16 protein-coding genes are annotated in these 16,382 nt (G+C 61.3%); 8 read left to right on the forward strand and 8 right to left on the reverse strand.

Annotated features, from left to right (window positions below; translation table 11 throughout):
- Positions 1–4: 4 nt before the first annotated feature.
- The 6 genes from JBO08_RS03085 to JBO08_RS03110 form a co-directional block, all read right to left on the reverse strand.
- Entirely contained in the window at positions 5–2,446 is a 2,442-nt protein-coding gene (locus JBO08_RS03085; RefSeq protein WP_220074534.1) for a penicillin acylase family protein, read from the reverse strand.
- A gap of 227 nt (positions 2,447–2,673) precedes the next feature.
- A complete protein-coding gene (locus JBO08_RS03090) occupies positions 2,674–3,318 on the reverse strand; it encodes a glutathione S-transferase N-terminal domain-containing protein (protein WP_065872414.1) in 645 nt (214 codons plus the stop codon).
- Positions 3,319–3,492: 174 nt separating this feature from the next.
- Positions 3,493–3,711, reverse strand: coding sequence for an SEC-C metal-binding domain-containing protein (locus tag JBO08_RS03095; protein ID WP_083224229.1), 219 nt, complete (start codon positions 3,709–3,711; stop codon positions 3,493–3,495).
- Positions 3,708–4,190 carry an LEA type 2 family protein gene (locus JBO08_RS03100; protein ID WP_065872413.1) on the reverse strand — a complete coding sequence of 161 codons (483 nt, stop codon included), beginning with the start codon at positions 4,188–4,190 and terminating at the stop codon, positions 3,708–3,710. Before JBO08_RS03100 ends, JBO08_RS03095 begins: the two co-directional genes overlap by 4 nt.
- 19 nt (positions 4,191–4,209) lie before the next feature.
- Entirely contained in the window at positions 4,210–4,680 is a 471-nt protein-coding gene (locus JBO08_RS03105; protein WP_065872412.1) for a YchJ family protein, read from the reverse strand.
- A gap of 4 nt (positions 4,681–4,684) precedes the next feature.
- The gene (locus tag JBO08_RS03110; RefSeq protein ID WP_049709632.1) at positions 4,685–5,182 is read right to left on the reverse strand and encodes a DUF6231 family protein; all 498 of its coding nucleotides are present in this window, start codon (positions 5,180–5,182) and stop codon (positions 4,685–4,687) included.
- Between the two features lie 190 nt (positions 5,183–5,372).
- On the opposite strand from JBO08_RS03110, the gene JBO08_RS03115 reads away from it, so the two are divergent.
- Complete coding sequence (locus tag JBO08_RS03115; protein WP_220074533.1) at positions 5,373–6,068, forward strand: OmpA family protein; 696 nt, start codon at positions 5,373–5,375, stop codon at positions 6,066–6,068.
- Positions 6,069–6,237: 169 nt separating this feature from the next.
- Positions 6,238–6,996 (forward strand): collagen-like triple helix repeat-containing protein, encoded by a 759-nt coding sequence (locus tag JBO08_RS03120; RefSeq protein WP_065872410.1) that lies wholly within the window; start codon positions 6,238–6,240, stop codon positions 6,994–6,996.
- 113 nt (positions 6,997–7,109) lie between these two features.
- Here JBO08_RS03120 and JBO08_RS03125 read toward each other — a convergent pair whose 3' ends face one another.
- On the reverse strand, positions 7,110–7,574 hold the full coding sequence (locus JBO08_RS03125) for a CopD family protein (protein WP_065872409.1): 465 nt from the start codon (positions 7,572–7,574) through the stop codon (positions 7,110–7,112).
- 99 nt (positions 7,575–7,673) lie between these two features.
- Here JBO08_RS03125 and dinG point away from each other — a divergent pair, with 99 nt between their 5' ends.
- The 5 genes from dinG to pdxH all read left to right on the forward strand — a co-directional run bounded on the left by dinG (position 7,674) and on the right by pdxH (position 15,417).
- Positions 7,674–9,818 (forward strand): ATP-dependent DNA helicase DinG, encoded by a 2,145-nt coding sequence (dinG, locus tag JBO08_RS03130; protein ID WP_065880050.1) that lies wholly within the window; start codon positions 7,674–7,676, stop codon positions 9,816–9,818.
- 88 nt (positions 9,819–9,906) lie between these two features.
- Positions 9,907–12,204, forward strand: a complete 2,298-nt coding sequence (locus JBO08_RS03135) for a beta-galactosidase (protein WP_065880049.1) — start codon at positions 9,907–9,909, stop codon at positions 12,202–12,204.
- A gap of 82 nt (positions 12,205–12,286) precedes the next feature.
- Entirely contained in the window at positions 12,287–13,432 is a 1,146-nt protein-coding gene (locus tag JBO08_RS03140) for a serine hydrolase domain-containing protein (protein WP_065880126.1), read from the forward strand.
- Positions 13,433–13,575: 143 nt separating this feature from the next.
- Positions 13,576–14,742 carry an OmpA family protein gene (locus tag JBO08_RS03145; protein WP_083207064.1) on the forward strand — a complete coding sequence of 389 codons (1,167 nt, stop codon included), beginning with the start codon at positions 13,576–13,578 and terminating at the stop codon, positions 14,740–14,742.
- A 27-nt stretch (positions 14,743–14,769) separates the two neighbouring features.
- Positions 14,770–15,417 (forward strand): pyridoxamine 5'-phosphate oxidase, encoded by a 648-nt coding sequence (gene pdxH, locus JBO08_RS03150; protein WP_065872405.1) that lies wholly within the window; start codon positions 14,770–14,772, stop codon positions 15,415–15,417.
- A 36-nt stretch (positions 15,418–15,453) separates the two neighbouring features.
- Here pdxH and JBO08_RS03155 read toward each other — a convergent pair whose 3' ends face one another.
- Positions 15,454–15,714 (reverse strand): hypothetical protein, encoded by a 261-nt coding sequence (locus JBO08_RS03155; RefSeq protein ID WP_065872404.1) that lies wholly within the window; start codon positions 15,712–15,714, stop codon positions 15,454–15,456.
- A gap of 157 nt (positions 15,715–15,871) precedes the next feature.
- Between JBO08_RS03155 and JBO08_RS03160 the strand changes: the two genes are divergently transcribed.
- Positions 15,872–16,336, forward strand: a complete 465-nt coding sequence (locus JBO08_RS03160) for a glycine zipper 2TM domain-containing protein (protein ID WP_003189251.1) — start codon at positions 15,872–15,874, stop codon at positions 16,334–16,336.
- Positions 16,337–16,382 lie beyond the last annotated feature (46 nt).

A 16,382-nucleotide genomic window follows, 5' to 3' on the forward strand; every position in this document is an offset into this window, starting at 1 on the left:
CGGGTTACTTACCAGGCGTCAGGGTCAACCTTGTTTTCCCATACACCTTCTCAAAGTTCTGCGGCTGCATCGGGAAGCTCAGGTATTGCGCCTTGAGCGCCGGGTCGATGCCATTGGCATAGTTCGGGCTGGCCGGGTTGCCGGACTGGCCGATGCCACCCTGGCCCATCATCGGTTCCACCTGGCCGAAATCGACAATCATGCGCAGCGCCGGCACTTGGGTGGTGGTGAAATCCTGGCCCCAGTTGTACGGTGCCGGGTTCAAGGTGTTGTGGTCGCCGCCTGACGCCAGTGGGCCACGAATCACCTGGCCATTGGTGTTTTTCCAGGTAGTCGTGTGCAGCTTGCCCCACTGCCAGGCCTTGTGATCGGTATCCAGTTGGCTGTCACCGGCGCTGATCGCCGCGGCCAGGCTGCGGGCGAGGATCAAAGGTTTGTCTTCTTTCTGCGGGGTGTGCACGTCGTCCCAGAATGGGCTGTCTTCGCGGCCCAGCAAGTGATCGGCCTGGGCGGCGTAGGACAGGCTGGCATTGCTGACGAAAGCCTTCCAGCTGGCGCTGTTTTCCGGGCCGAGTTCGTCGAGGAAGATCTGCCGAGTGCTTTCCTGCAGGAACAGTTCGTAGATGGCGGCGTCGGCGGACGTTGTCACCAGTCGACCATCGAAGGTCATCAAGCGATTCAGTGCTTCCCGTGCCTTGACCTGCTCAGCCGCCGGCAACGCATCGATCGCCTGTTTCAGTGGCTGGGCCATGCCTGGCGCCTGGAACATGGTCTTTAGCTTGGCAGCAAACGTGGTGGTCTGGTCGTATTGCATGGCGATCATGCTGCGGCTGTCATGTTTGCCCGCATTGGCCAGTTGCGCCAGGCGTTCGCTGCGCTCCGGTGCATCCCAGGAGTTGGACAGTTGCATGCCATAACCGCGTGGCGCGGTGCGCTGGTTGGCAGTGCCTATCCAGCCTTGGGCCGGGTCCTGGTCATAGGGGTGCAACATCGCGTCGGCGTAACCGTCCCAGTCGAAACGCGTGTCCCAGCCCGGCGACGGCAGCAAACCTTCGCCTTCGCGACGGTTGGGGAAGCGGCCGGTGACTTGCCAGCCAATGTTGCTGGCGTCGGCGAAGACCATGTTCAGCGCAATGGCGCGAATCTCGCGGGTTGCGTCCGAGGCCTTGGCGGCGTTTTGCGCGCGTGACAGGTCGAAGAACGCATCCAGGCTCTTGTCGTCCTTGAAGTCGGCGGTTTGCAGCGCCAGGCCCAGGCCGGTGGTCAGCGCCTGGCTGCTGTTGAGCAAGGCACCGTGGCGGGTTTCGTACACCACTTCACGAATCGAGCGCTGGCCTTTGACGAAGAAGGTTTCGTTACGCACACCTGCTGGTAGCCATTTGCCGTTGTTCTCGTAGTACAGCGCGTTGCCCTGGCGTTTGACCTTTTCCAGGAACAGGTCCTGGGTGTCGCCCTTGACGGTGCTCATGCTCCACGCGACTTTGCCGTTGAAGCCGGACAGCAGCGTCGGCAAGCCGGCAATCGAGGCGCCCACGGCCTGGTATTTCGGTGCGCGGATCTGCACGTAGCTCCATGGCGACGGCGCTTGCGGCTGGGCGGCGAGGTCGTTGGCCAACAGGCTTTTACCGCTGCGGCTGCGTTGCGGGCCAATCGCCCAGTTGCTCGAGGTGGTGACCGCCAGTGAGTTGAAGCTGCTCAGTTGCTGGCTGACCGCGTCCAGCCCGGCCAGGCCGGTGATCTGGCCCAGGTTCACACCCTTGAGTTTCTCGGCTTCAGCCAGCGGGACCGCTTCATCCGGCGCGCTTGGGGTCAGCCAGGCGAGTTTGTCGACGCCGACTTTCTGCGCCAGCACCAGGGATGAAATTTCTTCCTGCAGGTTGGCCGACTCGCTGAAATTCAGCAGGCAGAACAGCAGCGCCGAATCTTCCGGCTTCCAGTATTCCGGCTTGTAGCCAGTCTGGGCCAGGTCTGGCGGTAGCTTGTCGCGGTAGCGGAACAGGTAGGCGTTGACGCCTCGGGCATACACTTCAAAGAAGCGTTTAAGGCGCGGCGACGAAGCGTTATACAGCTCGCCGGCACTTTTTTTCAGGTTGACCGCACGCATGAAACGGTCGACGTCCAGCACTTCAGCACCCGCCATTTCCGCCAAGCGACCCTGGGCCAGCAGGCGCAGGGTGACCATCTGGGTGATGCGATCGCTGGCGTGCACGTAACCGAGGCTGAACAGCGCGTCATGGAAGGTATTGCTTTCGATCAGCGGCATGCCCTGGGCATTGCGGCGCACGGAAACGTTTTGAGCCAGGCCTTTGATCGGCAGCACGCCGGCGACCGGCGGCAGGGTGTCCTGGGTGTTCTGGAGCTGGCAACCGGCCAGGCTTAACGCACTGGCCACTGCCGCGGCAACGCCGAACCGGGGAAGAAAATGTGAGAGGGCTGGCGAGGCCATGGCAAAGCTCCTGCGGGGGGTAGCGTCAGTAAAGGCGCTACGTTAGTGAGCGCGGCGAAACGACGCAAGCGGGAGTTTGGGGAAAGCGTGAGATCTTGAGTCTTGCGCAGACAAATGTGGGAGCGAGCTTGCTCGCGAAGGCGGTGTATCAGTGCCTGTACGGTTGACTGACCCACCGCTTTCGCGAGCAAGCCCGCTCCCACACTGAGGTCTCAGTTGCCTTGAGATCAGGATTTGGGCGGGTTGACCTTCTGCACCAGTTCATAGGCGCGGACCGTCGCAGGCCGTTCCTTGATGCTGTTGAACCAGCGCTGCAGGTGTGGGAAATCTTCCAGCCGCTGGCTCTGCCACTTGTGGGAAACAACCCACGGGTAGATCGCCATATCCGCGATGCTGTAGGCCTCGCCTGCCACGAACGGCCGATCCGCCAAGCGCCGGTCCAGCACGCCGTAAAGCCGGGCGGTCTCATCTATATAACGCTTGATTGCGTAGGGAATCTTCTCCGGCGCGAACTGGCTGAAGTGATGATTCTGACCGGCCATTGGCCCCAATCCGCCCATTTGCCAGAACAGCCATTGCAAGGCTTCCTGACGACCGCGCAGGTCTTTTGGAATGAACTGGCCAGTTTTTTCCGCGAGGTACAGCAGGATTGCTCCGGATTCAAACAGCGAAATCGGCGCGCCGCCGTCGGCAGGGTTCTGATCGACGATCGCCGGAATGCGGTTGTTGGGGGCTATCTTCAGGAAGTCAGGCTTGAACTGTTCGCCCTGGCCGATATTGATCGGGTGCACCTCGTAGGGGAGGCCGGCTTCTTCCAGGAACAGCGATATTTTGTGACCGTTGGGGGTGGTCCAGTAATACAGGTCGATCATGAAGCTCTCCAAAAAGGGGGATGCTTGAGCGGATGCCTGTAGGTATAGGTGATGTTCAGCGCGCGAAAATTCAATGAAATATTTGCGCATAACCTTAGAAGCAATTTATACGGCCCTATCCACCAACCCAATGTGGGAGCGGGCCTGCTCCCACATTTGGATCTTCAGCGTGGCTTACGCCCCGTGGCACTTCTTGAATTTCTTCTCGCTGCCGCACGGGCAAGGGTCATTGCGACCCACGTCCTTCAACGCATTGCGCACCGGCTCCTGGTGAGCGTGGCCGCAGTTCGGACCGTGGACATGGCCGTGGTCGTGATCATGGTGATCGTGGTGATCGTGGTGATCGTGATCATGGTTGCAGTCAGGACCATGGACATGGGGTTGCTGAGTCATCGATGTCGCTCCGGAATAAAATCGCCGGGGATTATCTCGCCATTGTGGTTCACCTGCACGTCATAACCGATGAATAATCCGGTTTTCAGCTCACCTTCCAGGCGATACGGCACAGGCTTGTTGGGGTTTTTCAGCATCTGCACCACATCACGGATCTGCGGCCAGAGGTTGGTGCGTACCGACACCCGGAAAAACTTATGACTGCGCGGCGGTACGGTGAGCCACTCGTCGGACTCGCCCTCGGTCAACACGAAGTCGCCCAGGCTGACCTTGTAGATCAGGCCGCGCACGGTCAGGTCGGCGTCGTCACGGTTGTCCACGCGAAAGAACAGCTTGAACTTCTGCTCCAGCAGCTTGGCGCGCACCACTTCGACTTTCACCAGGGACACGTGCGGCGGCGGTGAGTCGTCTTCGAACCACGACGCGCAGCCGGTCAGGCCAAGGGTTAACGCCAGCATCAAGCTGTACATCCGGAGCATGGCGTGAGCCCTGTGGTGGCTAGAGATAGCTGGAACAACACTTCTTGAATTTCTGCCCACTGCCGCACAGGCACGGATCGTTGCGTCCGGCCTTCACTTCCACTGTCGGGTCGATGAAGTACCAGCGCCCGTCATTCTGTACGAAAGAGGACTGCTCGCGGTGGCTATGTTCGCCGGTGCTGTCATGCCAGCGCGCAGTGAACGTCACAAAGGCATGTTCCGGCTGGCCGCCAAACACCTCGGAGCTTTCCACTTCAAGGCCGAGCCAGGTGCTCTGTGCGCTCCAGGTGCCGATGGCATTGCGGTCCAGGTTCGGCTGTTGGGCGGGCAGGGTGGTGGCGACCAGATAGTCCACCAGGCCCAGCACGTAGGCGCTGTAGCGCGAGCGCATCAGCGCGCTCGCGCAAGGTGCCGGGTGCCCGGCGTGATAATGGCCGCAGCAGGCATCCAGCAGGTTGCCACTGCCGCAGGGGCAAATGGGTGTGCTCATGGGGTTACCACCAGTACTTTCCGAAGTTTTCCGGGTTGGCCCAAAAGCGGGCGTTGAGCCAGTCCGGTACTTGTTTATAGTCAAGCAGATCATAGGTAAACAGCGTCAGAACCTGCTCATCACGCTGGAAACGCTCACCAGCCTGCAGGGCCAGCGAGAAGAAGTCGGTGTCCTTCCAGTCGCAGGCGCCCAGGTCCACCAGCACCGCAATGCGGCTGGCATTGAGGTTGCGGATGCCGCCAAGCAGCGTCAGGCCTTGTGGTTTTGACAGGTGCTCCAGGCAGTCCACCACCAGCGCCAGGTCAAACCGCTGTGCGGCAAGCTCCGCCGGCAAGGCTCCCGGTGCCGCGACAGACACCTGGGTATCCGGGTGCGCCTTTTGAAACGCTTCCAGCGCCGGGAACTGGCTGGCGCCCAACAACAACAGGCGTTTTGGCTGGTGCAAATCAAGCAAGGCGGCCAAGGCTTGCTGGGGTGTACGGGCAGAAATACCAGCGGTCATCAGAGATCCTCACATCAGGACCGTAGAGACTAGCGCGGCTGAGCGTGCGGGCCTAGAGCGGGCGGCAGCGAAAAGTCCGACAAGAGCAACGAACCTCAATGAATACAGGGGGGCGGCGCAGTGGCGCAGATGAAAAGAGCCGTCTTTACTCCACCCATCGGCCCCCGCCGATCCCCTCAGGAGAAATCAGATGAGCATCATGCGGACAGCTCTACCCTTGGTTCTGCTAACCGGAGTATTGACAGGTTGCGCAGGTTTGCAAAAAACCGATTGGCCCACCTGCGCCGCCGTTGGCGGTGTGACCGGCGCGGCGATCGGTGCCACTGAAAGCTCGGCCTATGCAGGCTATGGTGCGTTGCTGATCGGTGGCATGGCCGGCGCCTATTGCTGGGTGCACGGCGATGGCGACGAAGACGGCGATGGTGAGCCAGACAGCCGCGACAAGTGCCCGGGCACGCCAAAAGGTGTGCAGGTAAATGCCGATGGGTGTCCGCCTGCGCCGCCAGCGGCCGTGGTTGAGGAGGTCGTGGTGGTCAAGGAAGAAACCATCGTGATTCGCGATGTGCATTTTGAATTCGACTCGGCCAGGCTGACCGCGGCGGATAAAACCAAGCTCGACATCATCGCCACCCGCCTGAAACAGGAAGCCCCAAGCGCTCAACTGCGCGTCACCGGCCATACCGACAGCGTGGGCAAAGACGCCTACAACCAACGGCTCTCGGATAAGCGCGCGCATTCGGTGACGGATTACCTGGTCGGCTCCGGTGTGCCTCGCAGCGCCTTCGTGGCGGTGACGGGCGCGGGTGAGAGCCAGCCGGTGGCTGACAATAAAACCGCTGAAGGCCGTGCCTTGAACCGTCGCACGGAAATCCAGATCAACCGCTGACGGCCCTTGCCCCTGTGGGTTCCACAGGGGCATTGCTGGCAACTTTCGCTGAAGTCTCCCCTTTGTTAACTTTTTTGATCCTTCACTGGCAAAACGCCGGTAGAAGTCGTTACTGTGCGTCCAAAGAATAATTTGAAATAGCTTTTGTAATAATTCCGGGGAGCTTCATATGCGTAAGGTTTTACTGTTGGCCGTGTTGGTCAGCCCCGTTGCCCTGGCGCAAAGCGTCAGTGTTGAAACCAACTCGTTGATGCGCCTGCCCAGCAGCACCAGCGTGTTGCAACTGGAGCGCCTGGACGTGGCGGACTACGGCACCTTGCTGGTGCCTTCCACCATCAGCCAAGTCACGGTGGATGAGTTGCACCTGGGGCGTGACGCCCGTATCGCCATCGTGCCCGGCGGCACCGCGCTGCAATTGCAGGTGCGCCATGCGCAGTTGGACCACGGCAGCCAGATCACCTCACGCGGCGCTCCCGGTACCCATGAAAAGCCGGCCAAGGCTGGGCGTGATTTGATCTTGCGCATCAATTCGCTGAACGCTGAAGAACTCTCGGTGGACGCCCGTGGCGGCGCCGGTGCCCAAGGTTATGCCGGGCTGGATGGTGCCAACGGTGAGGACCCGGGTTGCACCTGGGGTTCGGCGGGCCGGGGCTTCAATGGCGATAACGGCGGGGATGGTTTGCCCGGCGCGGCAGGTGCACAGGTGCGGGTTGAGTTGCCGCAGGACTTCCCCGCGCAGCAGATCAAGGTGTGGGTGGACGGTGGCCCCGGTGGCCTGGCGGGCACGGCGGGTAAACCAGGTCGCGGCGGCGAGTCCAAGGGCTGCCTGGTGTACCGCGCAGACGGTGGCGAGAAAGGCCGCCCAGGGTTGGAAGGGCAGCCGGGGCCTACGGGGCCAGCGGGTACAGTGACCATCCAACGCCTGTAGAAACCCCGTAGCAGCTGTCGAGCCCTGGCGAGGCTGCGTCCGCGGTGTATCTGACGCACCGCGGACGCAGCCTCGCCAGGGCTCGACAGCTGCTACGTCGATTCGCGAGGGTTTTAGAACATCGGTCGGGCCGAAGCAATTGCCACCACCCCCAACCCCACGATCAGATTGATTCCCACCAGCTTGCGAATCTGACCCAACGCAGCCGCACCCGCCGGCCAATCTTCAGCCGCCACTGCCGTGCGCAATTCCGGGAGTTTCAACGCCTGGATACGGATAAACAGCGCCGTCATCACCAGATACAACCCCATCATCACCTGCACATAGCGCGGTGCTGTCTCAAACCCGCTGAAGCGCAACTGCAACAGGCCAATGCCGCTGATCGGCAAAACCGCCACCGCGACCCACACCCAAACGAAAAAACGTTGAAACACATTTGCCCACAGCTTGAGCCGGGCAGGGCCTTCAAGCGCCGCCACAGCGGCGGGGCGCAGGATCATCCAGGCGAAAAACATGCCGCCGACCCAGATCAGGGCAGCCAGTACATGCAGGGTATAAACGAGGCTAAACACAGTCATTGAGGTACTCCGTTCTGCGCGGGATTAATTAGCGGGGTATGATAGCGGCCGATCCGAACCACTGAAAATTTATCCAGCGTTTTTTGCGCCCGACTATCCATGATCAGCACTGAACTCAAAACTACGATCCAGGGCGCCTACACGCGTTTTCTCGAAGCCAAGAGCTTGAAACCGCGCTACGGCCAACGCCTGATGATCGCCGAAGTGGCCAAGGTCCTCGGGGATATCGACACCGACGACGAAGGCCGGCGCAGTGGCGACCCCGCGATCGTGGCCGTCGAGGCCGGCACCGGTACCGGCAAGACTGTAGCCTACAGCCTGGCCGCGATCCCTACCGCCAAGGCCGCCGGCAAACGCCTGGTGATTGCCACCGCGACCGTCGCCCTGCAAGAGCAGATCGTCTACAAAGACCTGCCTGACCTGATGCGCAACAGCGGCCTGAACTTCACCTTCGCCCTGGCCAAGGGCCGTGGCCGCTACATGTGCCTGTCCAAGCTCGACGTGCTGTTGCAGGAAGGCCACGCGCAAACCGCCACCGCGTCGCTGTTTGAAGAAGAAGGCTTCAAGATCGAAGTGGATGAAGTCAGCCAGAAGCTGTTCACCAGCATGATCGAGAAGCTGGCCGGCAATAAATGGGACGGCGACCGCGACAGCTGGCCCACCGCGCTGGAAGACGCCGACTGGGCGCGCCTGACCACCGACCACAGCCAGTGCACCAATCGCCATTGCCCCAACTTCGGCCAGTGCGCCTTCTACAAAGCGCGCGAAGGCATGGGCAAGGTCGATGTGATCGTCACTAACCACGACATGGTCCTGGCCGACCTGGCCTTGGGCGGTGGCGCCGTGCTGCCTGACCCGCGCGACACCCTCTATGTATTCGACGAAGGCCATCACCTGCCCGACAAGGCCATCGGCCACTTCGCCCACTACACGCGGCTGCGTTCCACTGCCGACTGGCTGGAAACCACCGCGAAGAACCTCACCAAGTTGTTGGCCCAGCATCCGCTGCCCGGCGACCTGGGCAAGCTGATCGAACAAGTGCCGGAGCTGGCGCGGGAGATCAAGACCCAACAGCAATTCATGTTCAGCGCCTGCGAGCAGGTGGCTGACTTCAAGCCCGGTGAAGACGTCGAGGGCCGTGAGCGACCCCGTCATCGTTTCGTCGGTGGGTTGATCCCCGAACACATGCGCGAAATGGGCATCGAGTTAAAGAAGGGCTTCTCGCGCCTGACCGACCTGTTCACCCGCCTTACTGACCTGCTCAAGGAGGGCATGGACGGCGAGGTCAACATTGGCATCGCCAGCAACCAGGCCGAAGAATGGTATCCGCTGTTCGGCAGTCTGCTTTCCCGTTCCCAGGGCAACTGGGAGTTGTGGACCGCTTTCACCGTCGAAGACCCGGAAGACAATCCGCCCATGGCGCGCTGGCTGACCCTGTCCGAAAGCGGCGCACTGTTTGATATCGAGGTCAACGCCAGCCCGATCCTGGCGGCCGAGATGCTGCGGCGCAACCTCTGGAACGTGGCCTACGGCTGCCTGGTGACCTCGGCCACGCTGACCGCGCTGGGTACTTTTGATCGCTTCCGCATGCGCGCCGGCCTGCCGAAAAAAGCCGTTACGGCGGTAGTGCCAAGCCCGTTCCATCACGCCGACGCGGGTGTGTTGCGGGTGCCGGACCTCAAGGCCGACCCACGGGATGCACCCGCCCACACGGCCGCGATCATCCGCGACCTGCCGGAGCTGGTAGAAGGCTCGCGGGGCACCCTGGTGCTGTTCTCGTCACGCAAACAGATGCAGGACGTGTTCGACGGCCTCGACCGCGACTGGCGCAAGCAAGTGTTTATCCAGGGCAACCTGTCCAAACAGGAAACCCTGAACAAGCACAAGGCGCGGGTCGACGGTGGAGACTCCAGCGTGCTGTTCGGCCTGGCGAGTTTCGCCGAGGGTGTGGACTTGCCCGGTGCCTACTGCGAACACGTGGTGATCGCCAAGATCCCGTTTTCGGTGCCGGATGATCCGGTCGAGGCGGCACTGGCCGAGTGGATCGAAGCACGGGGTGGTAATCCGTTCATGGAAATCTCGGTGCCGGATGCTTCCTTGAAGCTGGTCCAGGCCTGCGGTCGCTTGCTGCGTACCGAAGAAGACCGGGGCACCATCACCTTGCTCGACCGCCGTTTGGTCACCCAACGCTATGGCAAGGCTATCCTCAATGCCTTGCCGCCGTTCAGGCGCGAAATTTCTTAAGCCACCGTGGGCGGATTCGCCCACTTCGTGGTCTATCTCAATTATGTCATCAGGCCATTCACCGGCCGTCTGGGAGAACCTTGCTCGTATGATTCGCACGCTGCCCGCTCTTTTTGCCCTGCTGTTTACCGCGCCCTTGATGGCCGCGCCCGCCGGGCAACAGACCTTGTTCAACTTTGTCCGGCCTGCCGATGTGGTCAAGGTGGCGACCCAGGACGCCAGCCTGCCGCAATACAACGCCGAACAGACCGCCGAAGGCGAAGTGCTGCGCCGCATCACCTTCAACCCGGCGGCCGAACCGAGCCTGGTGCTCAGCCCGCAGACCGGCACCTGGGACTGGGCGCAATCGAGCGCCATGAGCTTGCGTATCCAGAGTGCGATGGACTGGGCGTTAACCCTCTATGTCAAGGTGCAGAGCAGCGATGGCCGCACCCTGATCAGTCGCATTGACTTGCCGGCCGGTCCGGCCCAGACCTTGTTGATCCCGTTGCAAGCCAATTCGCCGTTGAGCCAGGGCATGAAGGCCGGCCCGCCGATGCCGATCACCGTGGACGGCCAGCGCGTATTGCTCGCCAGCAGCGCGGGTGAAATCGACCGCAGCCAGGTGGTTTCGGTGACCTTGTCGATGCTCAAGCCCAACGCCGCCCAGAGCATCTTGCTGGAGCGCTTTGGCGTGCAGGACAGCGCGCCTGTATTGAAGGCGGCCTACAGCGAGTTGGTGGATGCCTATGGTCAATCCACCCGGGCGCGCTGGCCGGAAAAAGTCAGCAGCGACGAGCAACTCAAAGCCGCTGCGGCCAAGGAACAACAGCAACTTCAGGGCTGGCTGGCCACGCGGGATAAGTCCGCCCTGGACCAGTACGGCGGCTGGAACAAAGGCCCGGCGTTCGACGCCAGCGGGTTTTTCCGCACCGAAAAACGCGACGGCCGCTGGTACCTGGTGACGCCGGAGGGGCATCCGTTCTACTCCCTGGGCGTCAATACTGTGGCCCCGGACAACAGCCAGACTTATGTGGCCGGGCGTGAATGGATGTTCGCGGCGTTGCCTAAAGGCGGCGAACCCTTCGACAAGTACTACGGCAGCGGCGACAACCGTACCGGTAACGGTGCAGGCGAAGGGCGTAGCTTTGGTGCCGGCCGTTGGTATGACTTTTACGGCGCCAACTTGCAACGCACGTATGGCGGTGACGGTTTCGACCAAAAACGCTGGGTCACCCATACCCTTGACCGCCTGCAAGCCTGGGGTTTCAACACCGTAGGCAACTGGAGCGACGAGGGTTTGACCACTGCCGATCGTGTGCCCTACACCTTGCCGCTGTCGATCGTCGGCGACTACGCCAGCATCAGCACCGGCACCGACTGGTGGGGTGGCATGCCCGACCCGTTCGACCCGCGTTTCGCCATGGCCACCGAACGCGCCGTGGCTATCGCCGCCCGCGATCACCGTGACGACCCGTGGTTGGTCGGTTTCTTTGCCGACAACGAGCTGGCCTGGGCCGGCCCCGGCGATGATGCTAAATCCCGCTACGCCTTGGCCTACGGCACCTTGCGCATGACCACCGACGTACCGGCCAAGCGCGCCTTCCTCAAACAACTGCGTGACAAGTACCGTAACGAAGAGGGCCTGTCGAAAGCCTGGGGCATCGAGTTGAAGGGCTGGGAATTGATGGAAGACCCGGGCTTCGAACCGCCGATTCCCAACCCTGAGCACCCGGAAATCGAAGCTGATTTCCGATACTTCCAGAAGACGTTTGCGGATGCCTACTTCAAGACCATCTCCGACTCGCTGAAATGGCACGCCCCCAACCAACTGCTGTTGGGCGGCCGGTATGCGGTCAGCACGCCGGAAGCCGTGGCCTCCTGCGCGCAGTATTGCGATGTGCTGAGCTTCAACATGTACACGCTTAAGCCGCAGGACGGCTATGATTTTGCCGCTTTGCGTGCGCTGGACAAGCCGGTGCTGATCACCGAATTCAACTTCGGCTCGGCCGACCGTGGGCCGTTCTGGGGTGGCGTGACGCAGTTGGCCAAGGAAGACGACCGTGGCGCGGCTTACGGCAACTTCTTGAAGCAGGCCATGGCCGAGCCGTCGATTGTCGGCGTGCATTGGTTCCAGTACCTGGACCAGCCGGTGACCGGTCGATTGCTCGACGGTGAAAACGGCCACTTTGGCCTGGTGGGCATCACCGACGTACCGTTCCAGGGTTTTGTTGAAAGCGTGCGCAAAAGTAACCTGGCGGCGGTCGATCAACTCGGCAAAGAGGCCGAAAAGGCCAAGGCGGCCGGTGCCGTGCGCGAAAGCGAAGGGGGCAGGGCCGGGCACGAAGGCAAAGGCCCGGGGCAGGGCGCCGGGCATGCCGGTGGGCACTCCGGAAATGGTCATTGATTGAGTGCTGACGGGTTCACAAAACCCACAAGGGCTGGAACAATGTCGGCCACTTTTTGCTGTGTTGTCCGAGGGTGTTCAGGTGCAGATCCAGGGTCATTACGAACTCCAGTTCGAAGCGGTACGTGAAGCCTTTGCCGCGTTGTTCGATGACCCCCAGGAGCGCGGGGCCGGGCTCTGCATCCAGATCGGCGGTGAAACCGTCGTCGACCTGTGGGCCGGTACCGCCGACAAGGACGGTAGCGAGGCCTGGCACAGCGATACGATCGTCAACCTGTTCTCCTGCACCAAGACCTTTACTGCCGTTACGGCCCTGCAGCTGGTGGCCGAAGGCAAATTGCAACTGGATGCACCGGTTGCCAACTACTGGCCGGAATTTGCGGCGGCAGGCAAAGAAGCCATCACCCTGCGCCAGTTGCTCTGCCACCAGGCCGGGTTGCCGGCGATCCGCCAGATGCTGCCTACTGAAGCCCTGTACGATTGGCAACTGATGGTCGACACACTGGCGGCCGAAGCACCGTGGTGGACGCCGGGCCAAGGCCATGGCTACGAGGCGATCACCTACGGCTGGCTGGTGGGTGAGTTGCTGCGTCGCGCCGATGGGCGCGGGCCGGGAGAGTCCATCGTGGCGCGGGTTGCACGGCCATTGGGGCTGGACTTTCATGTGGGCCTGGCCGATGAAGAGTTTTATCGCGTCGCGCATATAGCGCGCAGCAAAGGCAATAGGGGCGATGAGGCCGCACAACGTTTACTGCAAGTAATGATGCGTGAACCTGAGGCCATGACTACACGGGCTTTTGCCAATCCACCGTCTATTCTGACCAGCACTAATAAACCCGAATGGCGGCGTATGCAGCAGCCAGCGGCAAATGGTCACGGTAATGCACGTAGCCTGGCGGGTTTTTATAGTGGATTGTTGGACGGTAGTTTGCTGGAAGCCGACATGCTTGAACAATTGACCCGTGAACACAGTATCGGGCCGGATAAAACATTATTGACACAAACCCGTTTTGGCCTGGGCTGCATGTTGGACCAACCGCAGTTGCCCAACGCCACCTTCGGCCTTGGCCCGCGTGCTTTCGGGCATCCCGGCGCGGGTGGTTCGGTCGGGTTTGCCGATCCCGAGCATGATGTAGCGTTTGGTTTCGTGACTAATACATTGGGGCCTTATGTACTAATGGACCCGCGGGCGCAGAAGTTGGTCGGAATATTGGCCGGTTGTCTGTAAACCCCTTGCTGTTTCACGTTTTTTTGTTACAAAGGCAACTATAAGAAGACGCTGAACGAAATGACGTAACTTTAATGTTCTGTAAGCGTCTGTTTAACGGGTCACCCAGACCCCCGTTTCTTTTCTCATTTTGTGGATATCTCATGTTATCGAACAAGTCCTTGGCACTGGCCCTATGCCTCACTATTACCGGCTGCGCACAAACTCCACAAAATGATGCCGAGGGCGGGCATTGGTGGTCATTTGGATCTGATAAGGCCGCTACCAAGGACGCAGTGACCCAAACCGACGCCAAGCCGGATGCGAAGCCGGATGCCAAGCCCGCTGCGGGCGCCAAGCCTGCAGCACCAGTAGCGGCCGCCGCTGCTGCGCCAGCCCCAGCGCCAACCGCCAAGGCTGACACCGGCTCCAGCTGGTGGCCGTTCTCGTCCAAAAGCGCCGACGAAAAGGCGGCCGATGCCAAGGCTGACCTGAAAGCCGACCTCAAGGCCGCGGAGCCAGCACCTGCCGCCGCCCCAGTCGTCGCCAAGACCGACACCGACACCAAATGGTGGTGGCCTTTCGAAAGCAAACCTAAGCCATTGGCCAAGGTCGACGTGACCAACGTACCAATGCCTGATCCGAAAATCACTCAGGCCTGGCTGGACGACTATGAGCCACGCCTGCGCGCCGCCATCAAGGACAGCAACCTGCAACTGGAGCGTCGTGACAATGTGCTGGTGGTGATTGCCCCGGTAGACGGCTCCTACAACCCGAAACGCCCAGCGATGCTGCTGCCCGTCACCCTCGGCCCGTTCACCCGCGTTGCCAAGGCCGTTGAAGCCGATCCAAAGACCGCCGTACTGGTATTGGGCCACGTCGATGCCACCGGCACCGCCCCGGCCAGCCAGGCGCTGACCAAGGAACGTGCACAATCCATCGCCTCGATCTTCAGCCTCAGCGGCCTCAAGCAAGACCGCCTGATGCTGCGCGGCATGGGCGACCTGATGCCACGTGCCGCCAACGACAGCAACCAGGGTCGCGCCCTGAACCGTCGTATGGAAATCATGTTCACCCAGCGCACCACCATGCTGGCTTTGCTGAGCAAGTATCAGTCGGGCAAGACTCCACCTGTGGCTGAAATGGTTGCAGTACAGAACGTTCCAGCCCCGGCCCCGGCTGCGAAAGCCCCGGCCAAGAAAGCTACAGCCGCCAAGAAAGCCGCTGCCAAGCCAGCCGCTAAAAAAGCACCGGCCAAGCCTGCTGCCAAAAAGCCTGCTCCCGCCAAAGCCAAGGCCGCTGCACCGGCAAACGACCAGGCGAAAAACTGATCTGCTGAACCAGAAGGATAAAGCCGCATGACCCAGGCACTGGCCGATATGCGCCGTGACTACACACGGGATGGTTTGAGCGAGGCCCAGGCCCCGAGTGAGCCGTTTGCCTTGTTCCACCAGTGGTTTGCTGATGCAGTGACAACCGAGCAGCCCCCGGTGGAAGCCAATGCCATGACCTTGGCCACGGTCGACCAGGACGGTCGCCCGCACTGCCGCATCCTGTTGCTCAAGGGCCTGGATGCGCAGGGCTTTACCTTCTTCACCAATTATCAGAGTGCCAAGGGCCAACAGCTCGCGGCTCGGCCGTTTGCGGCCATGACCTTTTTCTGGCCGACCCTGGAACGCCAAGTGCGCATCGAGGGGCGGGTGGTCAAGGTCACGCCTGAGGAGTCGGACGCTTATTACCAGGTCCGTCCGCTGGGCAGCCGTCTGGGGGCCTGGGCGTCCCCGCAGAGCCAGGTCATCCGTGACCGCGAAGAACTGCAGGACCTGCTCAAGGCCACCGAACAGCGTTTCAGCGATACCCAGCCCGATTGCCCCGAGCATTGGGGTGGCTATCGTTTGCTGCCGGAGCGCATCGAGTTCTGGCAAGGTCGCGCCAGCCGCTTGCATGACCGCTTGAACTATCGCTTGCAAGGGGCCGACTGGACCCGCGAACGCCTGGCGCCCTGAGCCACACCTTTCGTCACCTCACCTGAATGTTGCCGATCACGCCGAAGTCTCTATCACAGAGGCTTCGGGCGTGTGCTGCTGCGCGGCTTTTTTCAACCAGAGCGGCAAATCGGACCGCCTGATTTTCAGCGCGCGAGCCTGCTCCAGCTGTTGCAGCATAAATGCGCGCTTGTGCAGGTCATTGCCCGCCAGCGATAGCGCCAGGTCACGGTCGATCCAGCGCCTGATACGCAGGTACAGCCAGCCGTGGAAATACAGGCCGGCAAGCGTTGTGACTACAATGATGAAGTAATCCATGGAGGTCCTGGCTAGGAGTGGAGTGCTACCGTTCGTCGAGTTTCCTGGTACGGGCTGTCTGTACTCAGGCTGAATGAAAGCAATTTTCTGCGGCGCTTGCCGTGACAGGCGTCAAGCTGCAGCGTTTAATGAACACCTGTCCTTTGGAGTTGATGCTATGCGTAAGTCCGTTTTACTGGTTGCCTGCTTTACCACCCTGTCGTTGCTGCTGGGTGGCTGCGCCTCGAGTCTGACCGGCGACTCGTACTCCCGCGACGAAGCGCGTCGTGTTCAGACCGTGCGCATGGGGACCATCGAATCCCTGCGCCCCGTGAAAATCGAAGGCACCAAGACCCCAATCGGCGGCGCTGCTGGCGCAGTCATCGGCGGCGTTGGCGGCAGCGCTATCGGCGGCGGCCGTGGCAGCATCGTGACTGCCGTGATCGGCGCCGTTGCTGGCGGCCTGCTGGGCTCGGCCACCGAAGAAGGCCTGACCCGGACCCAGGGTGTGGAAATCACCGTACGCGAAGACGACGGCAGCATGCGCGCCTACGTGCAGGCTGTGCAGGAGAATGAAATCTTCCGCATTGGTGACCGTGTACGCATCATGACCGTTGATGGTACTAGCCGCGTTACGCGTTAAGCGCTGGTTGTAGAACTACAAAACCCCAGCCGGGTGACCGGCTGGG

This window comes from Pseudomonas sp. LAP_36 (assembly GCF_019456785.1).
Lineage (GTDB): Bacteria > Pseudomonadota > Gammaproteobacteria > Pseudomonadales > Pseudomonadaceae > Aquipseudomonas > Aquipseudomonas tritici.